Source organism: Ignavibacteriales bacterium (assembly GCA_016709155.1).
Classification (GTDB): domain Bacteria; phylum Bacteroidota; class Ignavibacteria; order Ignavibacteriales; family Ignavibacteriaceae; genus JADJEI01.
In genome coordinates, this window is the sequence record JADJEI010000001.1 from 1,480,657 (window position 1) to 1,497,288 (window position 16,632).

The 16,632-nt window shown below is 35.6% G+C and carries 15 protein-coding genes and 1 pseudogene; 13 read left to right on the forward strand and 3 right to left on the reverse strand.

Annotation, left to right across the window (positions count from 1 at the left end; all coding sequences use genetic code 11):
* Positions 1-28: 28 nt before the first annotated feature.
* From IPH11_07190 to IPH11_07200, 3 genes are all read right to left on the reverse strand, one after another.
* Entirely contained in the window at positions 29-568 is a 540-nt protein-coding gene (locus IPH11_07190; protein ID MBK6913444.1) for a NifU family protein, read from the reverse strand.
* A 301-nt stretch (positions 569-869) separates the two neighbouring features.
* Entirely contained in the window at positions 870-1,733 is an 864-nt protein-coding gene (locus IPH11_07195; GenBank protein MBK6913445.1) for a hypothetical protein, read from the reverse strand.
* Positions 1,734-1,851: 118 nt separating this feature from the next.
* Positions 1,852-2,205 (reverse strand): hypothetical protein, encoded by a 354-nt coding sequence (locus tag IPH11_07200; protein MBK6913446.1) that lies wholly within the window; start codon positions 2,203-2,205, stop codon positions 1,852-1,854.
* Positions 2,206-2,531: 326 nt separating this feature from the next.
* Here IPH11_07200 and IPH11_07205 point away from each other — a divergent pair, with 326 nt between their 5' ends.
* The 13 genes and pseudogenes from IPH11_07205 to IPH11_07265 all read left to right on the forward strand — a co-directional run bounded on the left by IPH11_07205 (position 2,532) and on the right by IPH11_07265 (position 16,520).
* On the forward strand, positions 2,532-3,503 hold the full coding sequence (locus IPH11_07205) for an asparaginase (GenBank protein MBK6913447.1): 972 nt from the start codon (positions 2,532-2,534) through the stop codon (positions 3,501-3,503).
* Positions 3,504-3,566: 63 nt separating this feature from the next.
* Positions 3,567-4,370 carry an acyl-ACP--UDP-N-acetylglucosamine O-acyltransferase gene (lpxA, locus tag IPH11_07210; GenBank protein MBK6913448.1) on the forward strand — a complete coding sequence of 268 codons (804 nt, stop codon included), beginning with the start codon at positions 3,567-3,569 and terminating at the stop codon, positions 4,368-4,370.
* 26 nt (positions 4,371-4,396) lie between these two features.
* Complete coding sequence (locus tag IPH11_07215) at positions 4,397-5,728, forward strand: oligosaccharide flippase family protein (protein ID MBK6913449.1); 1,332 nt, start codon at positions 4,397-4,399, stop codon at positions 5,726-5,728.
* Positions 5,729-5,732: 4 nt separating this feature from the next.
* Positions 5,733-6,746: a glycosyltransferase gene (locus IPH11_07220; protein ID MBK6913450.1), complete on the forward strand. Its 1,014-nt coding sequence runs from the start codon at positions 5,733-5,735 to the stop codon at positions 6,744-6,746.
* Positions 6,743-7,099 carry a hypothetical protein gene (locus IPH11_07225; GenBank protein ID MBK6913451.1) on the forward strand — a complete coding sequence of 119 codons (357 nt, stop codon included), beginning with the start codon at positions 6,743-6,745 and terminating at the stop codon, positions 7,097-7,099. The genes IPH11_07220 and IPH11_07225 overlap by 4 nt, the downstream gene beginning before the upstream one ends.
* 41 nt (positions 7,100-7,140) lie before the next feature.
* A complete protein-coding gene (locus IPH11_07230) occupies positions 7,141-7,530 on the forward strand; it encodes a DUF268 domain-containing protein (protein ID MBK6913452.1) in 390 nt (129 codons plus the stop codon).
* Entirely contained in the window at positions 7,530-8,366 is an 837-nt protein-coding gene (locus tag IPH11_07235; protein ID MBK6913453.1) for a glycosyltransferase family 2 protein, read from the forward strand. The genes IPH11_07230 and IPH11_07235 overlap by 1 nt, the downstream gene beginning before the upstream one ends.
* 7 nt (positions 8,367-8,373) lie before the next feature.
* Positions 8,374-9,483: a glycosyltransferase gene (locus tag IPH11_07240; protein MBK6913454.1), complete on the forward strand. Its 1,110-nt coding sequence runs from the start codon at positions 8,374-8,376 to the stop codon at positions 9,481-9,483.
* 3 nt (positions 9,484-9,486) lie between these two features.
* On the forward strand, positions 9,487-10,614 hold the full coding sequence (locus IPH11_07245) for a glycosyltransferase family 4 protein (protein ID MBK6913455.1): 1,128 nt from the start codon (positions 9,487-9,489) through the stop codon (positions 10,612-10,614).
* Positions 10,614-11,579, forward strand: coding sequence for a hypothetical protein (locus IPH11_07250; GenBank protein ID MBK6913456.1), 966 nt, complete (start codon positions 10,614-10,616; stop codon positions 11,577-11,579). Before IPH11_07245 ends, IPH11_07250 begins: the two co-directional genes overlap by 1 nt.
* Positions 11,528-12,010 (forward strand): annotated as a pseudogene (locus tag IPH11_07255) (sugar transferase). The gene IPH11_07250 and the pseudogene IPH11_07255 overlap by 52 nt, the downstream one beginning before the upstream one ends.
* A gap of 52 nt (positions 12,011-12,062) precedes the next feature.
* Positions 12,063-15,188: a T9SS type A sorting domain-containing protein gene (locus IPH11_07260; protein ID MBK6913457.1), complete on the forward strand. Its 3,126-nt coding sequence runs from the start codon at positions 12,063-12,065 to the stop codon at positions 15,186-15,188.
* Between the two features lie 684 nt (positions 15,189-15,872).
* On the forward strand, positions 15,873-16,520 hold the full coding sequence (locus IPH11_07265; GenBank protein ID MBK6913458.1) for a hypothetical protein: 648 nt from the start codon (positions 15,873-15,875) through the stop codon (positions 16,518-16,520).
* Positions 16,521-16,632 lie beyond the last annotated feature (112 nt).

Consider the following 16,632-nt stretch of genomic DNA (forward strand, 5'->3'; position numbering starts at 1 on the left):
AAAACTATTGCCTGATTTAATTAAATTTTTATCCGGGGACAACTTCAATTGCCGGATCAACATCTCGCTTCAGCAATCCTTCAATTGCGCTAAGAGTGCCGCTTATCGAACTCGGGCAGCTTCCACAAGCGCCTTGATATCTGATCCTAACTGTAAACCCCTCGATGCCAAGAACTTCAAGCCCGCCGCCATCACCTGCAAGTGCAGGGCGAACCCGCTGATCTAAGATCTGATTAATTTGTTTTAAAAGAGCGTCGGAATTTGCATCAACAGTAATTTCTTTTTCAGCCGGGATAAGGTTTTTATCGAAAGATTTTAAAAAATTAATAAACGGTTTCTGAATTTGCCCCCAGCTTACATCCTTATTTTTTTCGATGGTGACAAACTTATCCATATAAAAAACTGACTCTACACCAGTAATCTGAAAAATACCCTTTGCAAATGGATCTTCGGCTGCCGATTCGGCAGTGGAGTATTGTCTTTTTTCGTGGAGAAGTAATTTCTCACTCAATATAAATTTTAATGCCTGTGGGTTTGGCGTTAGGTCAACATCTTGTACTATTAACATTATTATTCAACTCCTATTTTTTTTCAAAATTAACTTAAGCAATTCTAAACTTCAAGTCGAATGTTTTTATCTGAATTTTTAGTGTGGTTTGAAATGAAATATAAAGAGTAGCGTGAATAACAATTTTAACTTTTTCATTTTAATATCCCCTTTTTAGTATTTTTAAATGGACAAAATGAGCAAACACTAAATCTTTAGTGATGCTAAACGTGATAGTTGTCTAATTACCCGGCATAGCAGGATCAGTGTTATGCTGGTTTTATTTTATTGGTGGCGATCTATCCATTTTATACTCCTTTTCTTAATATTTTTGACCGATTATTATTTTTGCTTGTATTCCCTCATATCCTGTTGTGGCAACTAATTTGTTTCTTGCATCAACAGATAAATATGCTCCGTTTGTTAAACCTATTTGGTTCATATAACTTTTCCACGATATGCCATTGAAATGTAAAAACTCACCAAATGCACCAGCAATGAAAACATCATTAACATCTTGTCCCTTAATTTTATTTTCAAAGTAACTTGTAATATCAAGTGGATCTCCTTTCCATATATTTTGGTGTAACTTGAATTTTTCATAAGTACCCGAACCTACCAAGTAATATTTCCTGTTTGGTATAAACCAAATACCAAATAATGGTTCTTCTATACCATTCTTATTTAATATTTCAACATTGTCATTTGTAATTTTTAATACTTCTTTATCAAAACCTTGAAAAATATTAGCCGCCACAGCCAGTATCTCCCACTCCCCTGTCTTATCGTTGTAGTCACCCCAAATGTCATTTATATTCAATTCCGTTCCGCTTTCTATCTTCTGCCAGCCGCCGCTTACGCCGGAGTAGTGCGCAATGTTACCCCCGTTACCTACTACATACAAATCCTCACTCGATGTGCCCCAGATTTTGTTGATAGTGAAGGACCATGGTAAACAAATAGTTGTAGTTTGTACTCCATTTTCTATTCTAGTAATTTGATCGCCATCTACTCCAATCCAAATATCATTTTCATTAAAAATCTGAATTGATCTGGCTGGGTACGATGATAAGTTTTGCTGTCCACAAATTGTATAAAACATTATTCTTTTTAATTCCCACTGACTTCCATCCCAGTGAGCAGCATTATAAGCGTGAGGGTCGGGGTTGCCAAGCGAGTCATTCATATAAATCTCGCCAACTGCCCAGATGTTGTTCTCGTCTATTATAGCTACATCGTAAAGTACACTGCTGCTGTGCTCGCCAAACTCCCAACTCTGCCAGGTAAAGTTGTGGCTTGTGGTGTCAAGTGTTTGGGCTGTTACGGTTTCGCTTTTTATTGTCGTGTCTGGTTAGTCTTGCTTTAAAGTTGTGAGGTTTGTTTGGTAACAAACTGTCTATGTAAAGCACTGTGTCACTACAGCACAGACTGATAGCCTGTGCTACAGTGTCTTTTAATAATATTATTTCAGAGGGAAAGGTTATGCTGTCGGTTTTAATGCTCAACCAAACTTCAGTGCAGGAAACATCTTCAACAGAAAGAGTGATTTTGCGTAAGTCAGGCGGCGGAACAACAGGAGGGGGTTCACTGCTGTCGCAGGAGAGTGATGTAATGAGCAGAAACAAAGCAAAACAAAAATAACCGAACAAGCGAACCATAAAAGTACCTCCATCAAAAAACACAATTAAGAAAAACAGGAGTGAAAATTAAATGCGGGAATTAGCCGCAACGAAAATTGCACTCCATAATTTCAAGATAACGAATTAAATACAGCAACAATAATATCGTTGCTCCCTAAAAAATTTTTATTACAACAAAGATGAATTTTGTTTTAAAAAATCAATCAGTAATAATGTACGAAAGAGGTTTTAAAAAATTATAGAAGTGAAATAAAATATGCGGGTAAAAAATAAGCGCTGAATTTATAAATCATTTTATAACTTTGCTCATCGGATTTTATTTCAATAATACACTACTCGGCTTAATGAAGAAAATACTTATTGTTTTTACCGGCGGAACTTTTTCGATGATGATTGATAAAGAAACCGGCGGAGCTATCCCCCGATTTTCCGGCGAAGAGTTGATGAACATGATTCCATCTGCAAAATCACTTGCTGAAATTCATTGCTTTGACTTTGGTAAATATCCTGGTCCGCACGTTACCCCCCAACTAATGCTTGATTTATCTCAGAAAATATCTGCTCAACTTGCAGCAAATAATTTTGATGGGGTCATCGTTACTCACGGAACAGACACACTTGAAGAGACTGCTTACTTTCTTGATCTTACAGTTAGAACTGATATACCAATCGTGATGATCGGCTCAATGAAAAACAGTTCGGAACCTGATTGGGATGGTCCTCAAAACCTAATTGATGCAATTCATATTTGTTTAAATGATAATTCTAAAAATCTCGGCGTGCTCGTTTGCCTTAATGGCGAAATAAATTCAGCAAGTGAAGTAACAAAAATTTTTTCCGATTCGGTCGAATCTTTTAAAAGTTTGGACTTTGGTACACTCGGTTTCGTTCAGAATGGAAGAGTAATTTTAAACCGGCTGCCGCGTCATCTCGAAAAAATTGTTACAAGAAAAATTGATACTAACGTTGATCTTCTCACAGTCTATGCCGGAATGGATGAAAAGTTTTTCAAGTATTCAGCCGACAGCGGAGTTGATGGAATTGTAGTTGAAGCGCTGGGTGTTGGCAATGTGCCTCCCCCTGCTTTTGAAGGGATTAAATATGCGGTTGGAAAAGGAATCCCGGTCGTACTAACTTCCCGGTGCCCGGCGGGAGAAACTGATGACATTTATAGTTATCCCGGCGCCGGTAAACATCTGCACAATCTCGGAGTTATATTTTCAGAATATTTGAATGGTCAAAAAGCTCGAATAAAATTAATGATTGTGCTTGGTTTAACAAAAGACATAAAAAAAATAAGAAAATATTTTGAATGAAAGAGCAGTTATTATGCTTTTTATAAATAATTTTTTAACGACTATTATTAACACGGAAGCAAAATGATTATTCATCCTACAGCTATTATTGATAAAGAAGTTCAACTTGGAAAAGATGTTCAAGTTGGAGCATTTGTTGTAATTAAAGGCAGCGTGATAATTGGTGACCGAAGTGTTATTAAAGATCACGCAATTTTATATGGACCAATTTCTATGGGGGAGGGCAATACGGTTCATCCAGGCGCAGTTGTCGGGAACATCAGTCAGGATTTGAAATACAAAGGCGAAGCATCGCAGGTAATTATCGGCAACAACAATTCAATTCGTGAATGCGTAACAATTCATCAAGGTACAATTGCAAATGATGGAAAAACTATCATCGGGAATAATAATCTTATCATGGCTTATACACACATTGCTCACGATTGCATACTTGGTAATAATATTATAATTGCCAATTCAACTCAGCTTGCCGGTCATATTGTAATAAATGATTTTGCTTATATCGGCGGCTTGGTGGGCATTCATCAATTTGTAACTATCGGGCAAAATTGTTTTGTGGGTTTTATGAGTCGAATAAACAGAGATGTCCCTCCCTTCGTTACGGTAGAGGGAAACCCTGCACGCGAAAGGGCGATAAATGTAGAAGGATTGAAAAGGAAACATTTTACCACGGTTGAAATCTCAGCATTAAAAAAAGCCTTTAATATTTTTTTCGTTCAAGGAAAATCAATGAATGAAAAATTAGATTTACTTAAAAAGGAAGAAATCTCCGATGAGCCGCATGTAATTTTATTAAAAGATGCTCTTTCATCAAGCGCCGAAGGGAAATATGGAAGAGCGCTCGAAGCTTTAAGAAATAACTAAACCGTTTCTCTCAACTTCACTAAAAAATGTTTTTATTCAACGATATTATTTTTCTCTTCAAACAAAAAAGAAATGATTTACCTGTTTCGGAAATCCTGTGGGTTATTGCCGGACAAACACTTAATGTGATTCTTGGATTTGCAATAATTAAAATCCTTTCGCGGATGGGTACTGAAAGCTACGGCAATTATGCTTTGATTATTACTTTCGCTGCTTTACTCGGATTAATTTTTTATGGCCCGCTTCAGCAGGGATTTATCAGGTTTTATTATGTTTATTCCAATAAAGGATTGGCGAACGTTTACGCTTCTCTCCTGATCAACATCCTTTTAATATCATTTTTTGTTTTTATCGTAATTGCAATTGCTGTCGGGTTTTTAAAAGATTTTATCTCGATTCCTTTTTCGTTTTTATTTGTACTTACTGCAAGTGCTTTTGTAATCATCTCGAAGATAAGTGAGACTTTTAATTCACTTTTAAATTTGTTGAGGAAGCGAAAAGAAAATGCAATAATTCAAACACTCGAGAAGATCTTACAGGTCATTCTTCTGTTCGTTCTTCTTAATCAGAAAAGATTATTACTTGTTGAAGTTATTTCACTTTTATTATTTACTTCCATTGTCTTCGGGATTTTGAAGATGATTTTATTTAGAAAATTTTTACCGGATGAAAAAAAATCTTCATCAGAAAATTTGACAAATGGGAAAAATGAAATGAGAAGAACCACTGCCGCTTACATTATTCCATTTCTAATTTGGGGAATCAGCGGCTGGCTTCAATCAAACGGCGAACGATGGATTATCAACGGCTTGCTGTCTGTTTCCGATGTCGGAATTTATGCAATAATGATGTCGCTCGTTAATGCATTAGTTGCAATACCAAACAATATGGTTGCTGAGTTCGCCACCCCCATAATTTTTCAACAGTATTCTGATTTAACAGACAAGACAAAAATTAAAACAGGTTTCAGATATATCAGTTTAATAACCCTTGTCGTTTTTATTCTATCTATTTTTTCTGCTGCAATTACTTTTTTTATTGGCAAAACATTTATTGAATTGATAAGCAGTAAAAGCTATTCCGGCTATTGGCAGTTGCTTCCATTTTTATGTTTGGGGACAGGACTGTATTTAACCGGGCAGGCTCAAGCGTACCTTGGGATGGCTCTCAATCTTCCGCAAAAATATTTACTGCCCAAAATTATGATTGGCATTTTGTCAATTGTTTTTAATTTCATTTTTATAAATGCATTCGGGATAAACGGAATTGCTTACACAATCTTGATCACTGGTTTATTATATCTGCTTCATATAAGTTTTATCAATAAAAAAATTATTTCCGAACATCATCTTCAATGATCAAATGAAAATACTTACAGTAATGATGAAATATGATTATGGAGTTGAACAGCGCGGATACTCGTATGAATATTATAATGTTCATCTTCCACTTTGCGATGTTGCGGGAGAAAATAACGTTATCTTGTTTGATTTCTTTGTCGAGTTTAATCGAAATGGAAAAGCCGCGATGAACAAAAGGTTGAAAGAATTAATTAAAATAGAAAAGCCTGATTTATCAATCTTTTGCCTTTTCAGAGATGAATTTGATGACTCGGTGCTTGACGAAATTCGCAGCTTCACAGAAACTGTTGCTTATTTTTTTGACGATCCATGGCGACAGGATTTCGTGCGGCGATGGATAAAACATTTTAACTACTTTACAACTTCGGATTACTATTCGCTGATGAATTACTATTCCGAAGGGATTGAAAACGTTATTCACTGCCCATTCGGATATAATGAAAATATTTATAAAAAATTTGATGTTGAAAAAAAATATGATGTCTCCTTTGTTGGCGGTCAAAATGGATACCGCAGTTGGTTGATAAATATTCTTAAAAAAAATAAGATCAATGTAAATGTTTTCGGAAGAGATTGGAATAACAAAGGAGGGTGGATTACACAGGAGGAAATGGTGATGATTTTTAACCAATCCAAAATAAACCTTAATTTATCAAATAATTTTTCTAAGGATTACAGATTTTTACTCTACTCTCTATCCAAACCGCGTGAACTTATTAGAGCCATAAAAACTAAGAAATATAAAGAGATGGTAAAGGGGAGACATTTTGAAATAAATGCGTGCGGCGGATTTCAATTAAGTTTTTTTGCTCCCGCTTTAAATCTCGTTTATGAAATAGATAAAGAAATTGCTGTCTATGAGGATATTTCGAGTATCGCCGACCATATAAATTTTTTTTTGAATAATGAATCAATAAGAAATAAAATTGCTCTTAAAGGTTATGAGAGAAGCCAAAATGACCACAGCGCTCAAAAATATTTGAAGAATTTAATCAATACAGTGATTGGCGCATGAAGTTTATTTCAAAAATTCATTTGTACCTGCAAACATTTGGATTTTATCCAAGAAAATTTTATAACTCATTCAGAGGCATTCCTTCGTACATAAAAAATTTCAATTCATTTAATCACTCGATAAAAAATGATAAAAATGATTTTTCAATTACTCGGTTGTTTCCTTGTTTAGATGATAGGTTTGCAAATGCCGGCGATTTTCAAAAGCATTATTTTCTGCAAGACATTTATGCAGCCAGAAAAATATTTCTGAATAACCCGTTAAAACACGTTGATATTGGCTCGCGCATTGATGGATTTGTTGCTATGTTGCCTCCTTTAGGAAGATTGAAATTTTCGATATTAGAAAATTAAATTATCATTTCCCCAATATTTCGTTTACCCAAGCAGATTTGATGAGCAATAATTTTAATATAATTGATTATTGCGACTCTCTTTCCTGTTTACATGTGCTTGAACATTTTGGTCTCGGAAGATACGGTGATCCTGTTGATATAAATGGTCATATAAAAGGTTTTAACAACATTCATAAGATTCTTAAGCAGGGGGGAAAATTCTACTTTTCGACTCCAATCGGCAGACAAAGAATCGAGTTTGATGCGCATCGAGTTTTTTCGCTTTCATATCTACTTAAATTGATTGAGCCCAAGTATAAAATAAATTCATTTGCTTATATAGATGATGCTGATGTGCTTCATCAAAATATCGAATTGGAGAAAGAAAATATCAGCAGCAACTTCAACTGTAACTTTGGCTGTGCTATTTTTGAATTGACAAAACTTTAATGAATTTGAAAAATAATTTTCCATTAGTCTCAGTTATTATTCCAGCATTCAACTCTGAAAAATATATTGCAGAAACTATCAATTCAGCTCTTTGCCAGACGTATAGAAATATCGAGCTAATCATTGTTGATGATGGTTCAACAGATCGAACATTAGAAATAGTAAAACAAATTTCGTTAAAAGATAATCGGGTAAAATATTTTTCTATCCCTGCGTCAGGTCGTCCTTCGGTTCCGAGAAATTACGGCGTACAAAAGGCTAACGGTGAGTTTATCGCTTTTCTCGACAGCGATGATTTGTGGCATAAAAGAAAAATTGAACTGCAACTAAAAAAAATTCTTGCCTCACCTTCATCGGCTTTCATTTATTCTATGAGCATTACATTCGGTGATGTAAATCCATTCTCGAATGAGTATGAATTGTTACCACTTCCATTTAGAGCCGCAAAAAATAAACATGATTTATTAACAATCGGAAATACTATTCCACTATCATCTGTTATTGTTCGTAAAGAAAATTTGCTTATGGCAAATGGATTTGATGAAGACCCGCTTCTGCAGGTTGAAGATTACGACTTATGGATCAGGCTTTCAGAAAAAAATGATTTTATTTTCTTTCCGGCGGTATTAGTTAAGTACAGAATTCACTCCAATCAATTTTCAGCGGATTGGGAAACACATAAAAATAGACTAATCTATCTTTCAAAAAAAAGAAATCTTAATTTGCCAGAATATAAAAAAATCAGAAATAAAGGATTTGCTTTCTCATTTATCAGAAATTTGATTAATCTAAAACTTTACTTGATATACAGTTTTATAAATTTATTAAGGCATTAATAAATTGATGAAATCATCTAACATTAAAATACTTTTAATAACTGCGCGTGCTGATTACGGGGGGGGACCCGAACATGTCTTCCGGCTTCTTTCCGGATTACAAAATGATTTTGATTTCTTTATTGCCTGTCCCTTTGAAGAACCTTACTTTAATAAATATCAAAAGATTGTTTCCGAGAAAAAAGTACTCCGAATTCCACATCGAAAATTTACATTTAAAGATTTAATCAGAATTAGATATTTTATTTTAACAAATAATATTCAAATAATACATTCGCATGGTAAAGGTGCCGGTATTTACAGCAGAATTTTAGCAGCAATTACAAATGTAAAATGCATCCATACTTTTCACGGCGTTCATTTAAATCAGTATAATGCTGTTTCCAAAGCTGCGTATAAATTGATTGAAAGATTATTAAGTCGTAGCACAAATGCTTTTGTTTCTGTCTCTCAAAGCGAATACGAGTCTGTTCTAAAAAATAAATTTGCTGATAAAAATAAATTACACATCATCGAAAATGGTGTTGTAATTCCGGAACTTTCCATCAACGAAAATGTCTTTTATACCGAACCGTTTTTAATAACCTCCATTACAAGATTTGACTATGCAAAAAACTCCTCCCTACTGATTGACATATTGGAGCACTTACATAAAACAAAATCACTTAGCAAATTTAAATTCGTATTAATTGGCAGCGGACCTGAGGAAATTTCTATCAAAAATAAATTAAAAGAAAAACAATTCGCCTCTTATGTAGAGTTCACTGGAAATCTATCGAACCCGGAAGAAATATTGAAAAAATCATTTTGTTATTTTTCAACTTCAAAATGGGAGGGGCTGCCGCTTGGAATGCTGGAGGCAATGGCGCAAGGACTTCCCTGTATTGCCACTGATGTTCCGGGTAATCGAGATCTGGTGATAAATCAAGTTAACGGGTTTTTATTTAATTTAACACAGCCGCAAATGGCAGCTAATTTTTTAACCAAACTTTCAGATGATGTAAATCTTTGGCGAAAGTTTTCAGTAAACGCAAGAAACCTTGTAGTTGAAAAATATTCCTTGAAAATTATGCTTGATAAAACAAAAAATCTTTATGAAAATATTAGCAGGACTTAGATTTTGAAAACAGCAATCATCCACGAGTGGCTCGTTAATTACGGAGGATCGGAAAGGTGTGTTCAATCTTTCGTAAATCTCTGGAAAGATGCACCGGTTTATTCTTTGGTAGATTTTTTGAATGATGAAGAAAGAAAAATTATTCTAAATGATAAACAGGCTGTTACTTCATTTATTCAAAAACTTCCATTCGCGAAAAAGAAACACCGCAATTATCTCCCTTTATTTCCGATTGCTGTTGAACAATTTGATTTAAACGAATTTGATTTAATCATTTCAAGTTCTCACGCTGTTGCAAAGGGGGTACTTACAAATTCGAATCAGCTTCACATTTGTTACTGTCACACTCCAATTCGTTATGCGTGGGATTTAACTCATCAATATTTGAATGAAGCCGGACTTTCGCACGGTTTGAAAAGCATTATTGTAAAATCAATTCTTCACTACATAAGAAATTGGGATATCGCTTCATCACTTCGCCCGGATTATTTTATCGCAAATTCAAAATACATCGCCCGAAGAATAAATAAATTATACCGCAGAGATGCTGATGTAATTTATCCGCCGGTTGATACGGAGTTATTTCCGGTTGAAAAAAATAAAGATGAATATTATTTAACTGCTGCCAGATTTGTTCCTTATAAAAGAGTTGATTTAATAGCAGAAGCATTTAGTCAAATGCCGGATAAAAAATTAATAATCATCGGCGATGGTCCCGAAGAACAAAAAATCAAAACGAAATCAGGAAAGAATGTTGAGTTAGTTGGTTATCAAAAAACAGCGGAGTTGAAAAAATATTTACAGAAAGCTAAAGCATTTGTCTTCGCCGCTGAAGAAGATTTTGGAATTTCTGTAATAGAAGCGATGTCCTGCGGAACTCCTGTAATTGCCCTTAGTAAAGGCGGCACTGGTGAAACTGTAATTGATGGACAAACAGGAATTTTATTCGATGAACAAATTTCTGCTTCAATTATTTCTGCTGTAAAAAGATTTGAAAGTAAGATTGATTCATTCGATCCTGCAAAACTTAATCAATATGCAAAGCAATTTGACAGAAAAATCTTCGAACAAAATATTTTAAATTTTGTTGAAAAGAAATACAATCAGTTTAATGAATTTCGCAGTAAATAATGTTAGCTAATAGAAAATCATATTATTATCTCAGACTTTTTCTTGATCTGGCAATCATCAACTTATCATTTATTGCTGCTGCTGTAATTGCTCAATCGTTTGAAATACTAATTGCACGAACGCACATGTTCATTCTGCTTGCTGTGCTGAATTTTTTGTGGTACTTTTTTTCAAATGTAATTAATTTTTATGATGAATTCGCGACCCGATATTATTCATTTCAGATTATCAGCATCTTTAAAATATCTTTGGTTTTATCTGCTGCTTCGGTGTTTTTCATATTTGTAACAAAAGAAGATTTATTCACTCGAAATTTCATTTTGATTTTTACAGCACTAACGGCTGCAGCGATAAGCCTTCGTATAGTTTCACTCAAATATTTATTAGTCTTCAAGCGCAGCAGAGAGAAGCACCTAAAAAATCTATTAATACTTGGGGCAGAAAAGGTTGGTGTAAATTTTTCAAAAAAAATAACGGAGAGAACCGATCTTGGTTACAAAGTAATCGGCTTTTTGGATGACAGCGGAAAGCAGGGGGGTGAATTAAATACTCTCGGCAATTTGAATGATCTTGAAAAAATTTTATCCACGACCAATGTAGAATTGGTAGTTGTGGCGCTTCCGCTGGCTGCCTATACAAAGCTTGAATCAATTATTGCAGCCTGCAATAAACACGCAGCAAGAATCTATATCATTCCCGATTATTTCAAGTTTGTTTCCAAAAAATTTCAAATAAGTATGTTCGGAAATATTCCGCTCATTGCAGTTAGAGAAGAACCATTATCAGAATTTCACTGGAGATTTCTAAAACGCACAGCCGACATAATTATTTCAAGCATTTCAATTGTATTTATTCTTTCCTGGTTAACGCCGCTAATTGCAATCTTAAATTTATTCTATAGCCGCGGACCGGTTTTTTCTTTCAAAAAAGATTCGGAGTTCAGAATAAATTATTCAACTGCATAAAATACCGAACGATGCATGTATCCAAAGAAGATGAGTTTATTCCTGTTGTTGAAAATGATCTGCGTTTAACGAGAGTTGGTAAATTTATGCGTCGTTCAAACATTGATGAGCTGCCGCAATTTATAAATGTTTTAAAAGGTGAAATGTCAGTGGTTGGTCCACGTCCGCATTCAATTCCCTTCAATGAAATTTATAAAGACATGGTTAATGAGTTAAAAATAAGAAGCTGGGTGAAACCCGGGATAACAGGATGGGCACAGATAAACGGGCTTCGCGGCGATGTGCCTGATTTTGAAGAAAATAAAAAACGAACAATAAAAAGAATAGAAAATGATTTGTGGTACATTGAAAACTGGTCATTCTGGCTCGATGTTCAGATTATTTTATTAACTATTTGGCAAATGATAAAAGGTGAAACAAAAGGAATTTAATTTTTAATCAATTGTTTTTGTTCGATCAAATTATTAACAAAAGGGATAAATCATGAAAAAGCAGTTACTGTCTTTAGTCTTGTCTTTTATTTTGATTCTTACCACCTCCATACTATCGCAGGTTGGAACCGGAGGAGAACCATACAGCTTTAGTCACTTTATCAATGGCGCAATTGAAACTTTGCTTATGCCTGCCGTTGATGTGCAAGCACTATTAGCCGAAGATGAACTCGAAAAAGATAAAGGTATTCCATTTAGGTTCGGTACACCAATTGATGTTAGTCTTAATTTACAGAATTCAGGTTCGTGGGAAATTTTGCCTGACGGTTCAAAACTATGGCGATTGAAAATAATTTCAACCGGTGCATCAACACTGAATTTAATGTATGATGATTTCTGGCTTCCTGAAGGCGCTGTACTTTATCTTTATAATAAAGATAGAAAAGAAATTATTGGTGGATTTACAAAACTCAATAATAAAGAGAATGGCAAATTTGCCACCGGCTTAACCCGCGGTGATGAAGTTACTCTCGAATATCTTGAACCTGCCGTTGTTGAATCACCGGGTATTATAAGTATTTCAAGAGTAGTTCACGGTTACAAAGATATTTTTAATCATTTAAAGGAAAGTGATGATTTTGGTGAATCCGGTTCATGTAATATAAATGTGAATTGCCCCGAAGGTGATCTTTGGCAAAATGAAAAAAGAGCTGCTGCTATAATTTTAACAGGCGGGGGTTTCAGGTTATGTTCCGGCAGTTTGGTTAATAATGTCAGAACTGATCTAATGCCTTATTTTCTTACTGCAAATCACTGTCTTGGCGGAAGCGACGACTGGATAATCATGTTCAACTACGAAAGTCCGAACTGCAATAACATTGATGGACCATTAAACTACACGGTTCAAGGCACAACGCTTAAAGCAAGTAATTCGGATTCGGATTTTGGTTTGCTTCTTCTGAATGAAGCAGTGCCTGACACTTACTATGTTCATTATGCCGGCTGGAGCGCGATTGATGAACCCGCAACTTCCGGCGCCGGAATACACCATCCTTCCGGCGATATTAAAAAGATTTCTCTTTCTCTTCAACCTTTTGAACACGATACCTGGAGCGGTACACCGCCAAATTCTCACTGGAGAGTTCGCTGGCAGCCCGATGGTTCGTTAGGCGTTACAGAACCCGGGTCTTCCGGTTCACCAATTTATGATCAGAATCATAGAATTGTTGGGCAGCTTCATGGCGGACCTTCCTCATGCACTGCTTCCGATAAGTCGGATCAATATGGAAAATTCTCGATGTCATGGGATAGAGGAACAACGCCTTCAACACGATTGAAAGATTGGCTTGATCCGGATAACACAGGTGCATTAGTACTGGATGGATGGGATCCAACTATCGGTGATCCTGATTCTATTCCCCCTACCACAATTACTGATCTTGAAGTTATTGATGTTACTTCAAATAATGTTACTCTTAGCTGGACTGCACCTTCCGATACTTCTTTCGGCGGAGTGAAAGTTTATGATGTGCGTTATTCAAATTCAGCAATTACCGATACAAATACTTTTAATTCAGCCACCCCCTATCCTTTCGCAGGAAATCCTGCACCTGCCGGCACTCCCGAAAATCTAACAATTAGCGGGCTGGATTTTAATACTCAATATTATTTTGCGATTCGTTCGAGAGATTTTTGGTATAATTGGTCTGATGTTTCAAACTCACCAAACACAAATACTCTTGATGTTCCTGAAATTTCTGTGACCCCGGATTCTATTCACAAAGATGTGCTTCCGTTGTCTTCAGATGTGGATACGGTTTTCATTTCAAATAGTTCATTAAATCCGTCAACTCTTGATTTCAATATATCGCTTGAGAATAATTCATTTCCCGGGAATGTTTTGCAGATGAGAGTTATTCCATTCAGTATTCAAAAAAATAATTTAGAAAATCACGGATCGAAAGATAAACCTCAGACTTATGACGGTGTAAGCATTGATGGCAGCGGTGGTCCTGATAACTTTGGCTACAAGTGGATTGATTCTGATGATCCAAACGGTCCGGAATATCTTTGGAATGATATTTCATCAACCGGGACACAAATAACAAACTGGGGCGGAAGCCTTGATGATGGTTATGCAGGTCCAATCACACTGCCATTCAGTTTTGAATTTTATGGCGTTGCGTATAATCAAATTTATGTTCATACAAATGGATTCGTTTCCTTCGGCTCAATTTCAGATTTATATTATGATAATGACCCCATCCCTTCGACTAACCTGCCTAATAAAATTATCTGTCCCTTCTGGGATGATCTCGATGGAAGCAATCAAGGCACTGTTCATTACAAAGCTGATGCAGATCAGTTTAGTGTTCAATACACTAACTGGCAGCATTACCCGACAACAGGCTCTTTCACTTTCCAATTGGTTATAAAACAGAATGGGAAGATTTATTACTACTACAATAATCTTTCCGGCACATTAAACTCTGCAACAATTGGAATTGAAAATGAATCCGGAACAGACGGGCTGCAAGTAGCAAACAATGCAACTTACGTTCACAATTCACTTGCTGTTTTAATCTCAGCCGATCCTGATTGGCTTACAACTGGAGTAACTTCAGGTACTATTTATAACGGTGGAAACGTGGCAGTTGAACTTCTGTTTGTTACCGAAGATTTTCCGCTTGGTGATTACTCCGAAAGAAAATTGAAAGGGGGAAGTAATTGGGAAGGGGTTTCTTTCATCAAAGGAAAGGGAACAACAACCGAGCCGGCTTCCTATTCATTCTCCGATAAAAATTTGAAGGTGGGTACTTATAATTACCGGCTAAAGCAAATTGATTTCGACGGTAAAGCAACCTACAGCAGGGAAGTTGAAACTGAAATAACTGCTCCGAAGGATTATGCACTTTATCAAAACTATCCCAATCCTTTTAACCCCGTTACTACAATTAAATATTCCATTCCTGAAACAGGGGTAGGGCAATTTGTTTCAGTAAAACTAAAGGTTTTCGACATTCTCGGAAATGAAATAACTACTTTAGTAAATGAACAAAAACAGTCCGGCTATTACGAAATACAATTTGATGCTTCGCAGCTTGCTTCCGGCACCTATATTTATAGAATAGAAGCAGGGAAATTTGTCTCTTCTAAAAAACTGATGTTTATGAAGTAAAGTCAGACGTCAAATGTGAAATCCCAAAGGGACAGGCGTTAAACGAAAGACGAAAAAAGTTAAACGAAAAGGCAGCTTTGCATTTTTATGCAGGGCTGCCTTTTTTATTGCCACAATAAATTCAGCACTGATTTTTTACCTGTAATATTTTTTTACACTTCTGTGATTATTTCCTCTCACTTAATTACTTTACTAGCGACTAAATTTTGTAAAATTATTTTTCCTTTGTTTTTAGCAAAATTTTCGGGGGGGGTGACTGACATAATTGTTGCTTGTAAATAATTCGTTATCTTGAAATTATGGAGTGCAATTTTGGTTGCGGCTATTTTTCCTGCCGTTTAATTTTCTTGCACAGAAGTTTGGTTAAGCATTAAAGCCGACAGCATAACCTTCCCTTCTGAAATAATATTATTAAAAGACACCGTAGCACAGACTATCAATCTGTGCTGTAGTGATACAACACTTTACATAGACAGCCTCTTACCAAACAAACCTTACAACTACAAAGCAATACTAACCGCAGACACAACAATAAAAAGCGAAACCGTAACAGCCCAAACACTTGATACTACAAGCCACAACTTTTCCTGGCAGAGTTGGACTTTTGGCGAGCACAGCAGCAGTGTACTTTACGATGTAGCCATAATAGACGAGAATAACATCTGGGCAGTAGGCGAGATTTATATGAATGACTCTCTTGGAAACCCAGATTCGAAACTTTACAATCTTATAAAATGGAACGGAACTGAATGGAAGCAAGAAAGAATTTATTTCACAAATAGTCAAGGACAATCTTTTCTTGCGACTATGAAATCAATTTTTGCTTTCGATGCTAATGATATCTGGATTGGGCAAGATCAGTTGATTCATTGGGATGGAAGCGATTACATTGAATATGAACTTTCGGATGAAGTTTTTCAAAGTTGGGTTAACAAAATCTGGGGCACATCGAGTGAAGATTTGTACGTTGTAGGCAATACAGGCAACATAGCGCATTACTCCGGACCGAGCGGCGGCTGGCAAAAGATAGAAAGCGGAACGGATTTGAATATTTATGATATATGGGGGGATGTTAATCAACAAACAGGGGAGTATGAAATAATCCTTTTAGCTTCTGACCATGTTTCAACAAATGGTACGAAATTATTTTTAATCAATAATAGCAGTTCAATAGAAATTTCATCAGAAGGATTACCCCTTTCTATGAATTCACTCTGGTTTAAAAGTAACAGATTTTATATGGCTGTAGGTGACGGATATTACACGACCAAGCAATTAGGCAATGGATGGATTAGGGATTATACCATACCCTTTTTTATAAAACAACTATAAGGGGAATTAATTACAATGATATTTTTTTAGCAGGAACTTTTGGTCTATTAATGCATAACAATGGAGTAGAGTGGAAGAGCTATCAATACACTGTGACAACATCAGAAGATTT

Excerpts from the sequence above, each read along its gene's own strand:
- IPH11_07190 (MBK6913444.1), bottom strand. The coding sequence starts at position 568 with ATGTTAATAGTACAAGATGTTGACCTAACGCCAAACCCACAGGCATTA.
- IPH11_07195 (MBK6913445.1), bottom strand. The coding sequence starts at position 1,733 with ATGAATGACTCGCTTGGCAACCCCGACCCTCACGCTTATAATGCTGCT.
- IPH11_07200 (MBK6913446.1), bottom strand. The coding sequence starts at position 2,205 with ATGGTTCGCTTGTTCGGTTATTTTTGTTTTGCTTTGTTTCTGCTCATT.
- IPH11_07205 (MBK6913447.1), top strand. The coding sequence starts at position 2,532 with ATGAAGAAAATACTTATTGTTTTTACCGGCGGAACTTTTTCGATGATG.
- lpxA (MBK6913448.1), top strand. The coding sequence starts at position 3,567 with ATGATTATTCATCCTACAGCTATTATTGATAAAGAAGTTCAACTTGGA.
- IPH11_07215 (MBK6913449.1), top strand. The coding sequence starts at position 4,397 with ATGTTTTTATTCAACGATATTATTTTTCTCTTCAAACAAAAAAGAAAT.
- IPH11_07220 (MBK6913450.1), top strand. The coding sequence starts at position 5,733 with ATGAAAATACTTACAGTAATGATGAAATATGATTATGGAGTTGAACAG.
- IPH11_07225 (MBK6913451.1), top strand. The coding sequence starts at position 6,743 with ATGAAGTTTATTTCAAAAATTCATTTGTACCTGCAAACATTTGGATTT.
- IPH11_07230 (MBK6913452.1), top strand. The coding sequence starts at position 7,141 with ATGAGCAATAATTTTAATATAATTGATTATTGCGACTCTCTTTCCTGT.
- IPH11_07235 (MBK6913453.1), top strand. The coding sequence starts at position 7,530 with ATGAATTTGAAAAATAATTTTCCATTAGTCTCAGTTATTATTCCAGCA.
- IPH11_07240 (MBK6913454.1), top strand. The coding sequence starts at position 8,374 with ATGAAATCATCTAACATTAAAATACTTTTAATAACTGCGCGTGCTGAT.
- IPH11_07250 (MBK6913456.1), top strand. The coding sequence starts at position 10,614 with ATGTTAGCTAATAGAAAATCATATTATTATCTCAGACTTTTTCTTGAT.
- IPH11_07260 (MBK6913457.1), top strand. The coding sequence starts at position 12,063 with ATGAAAAAGCAGTTACTGTCTTTAGTCTTGTCTTTTATTTTGATTCTT.
- IPH11_07265 (MBK6913458.1), top strand. The coding sequence starts at position 15,873 with ATGAATGACTCTCTTGGAAACCCAGATTCGAAACTTTACAATCTTATA.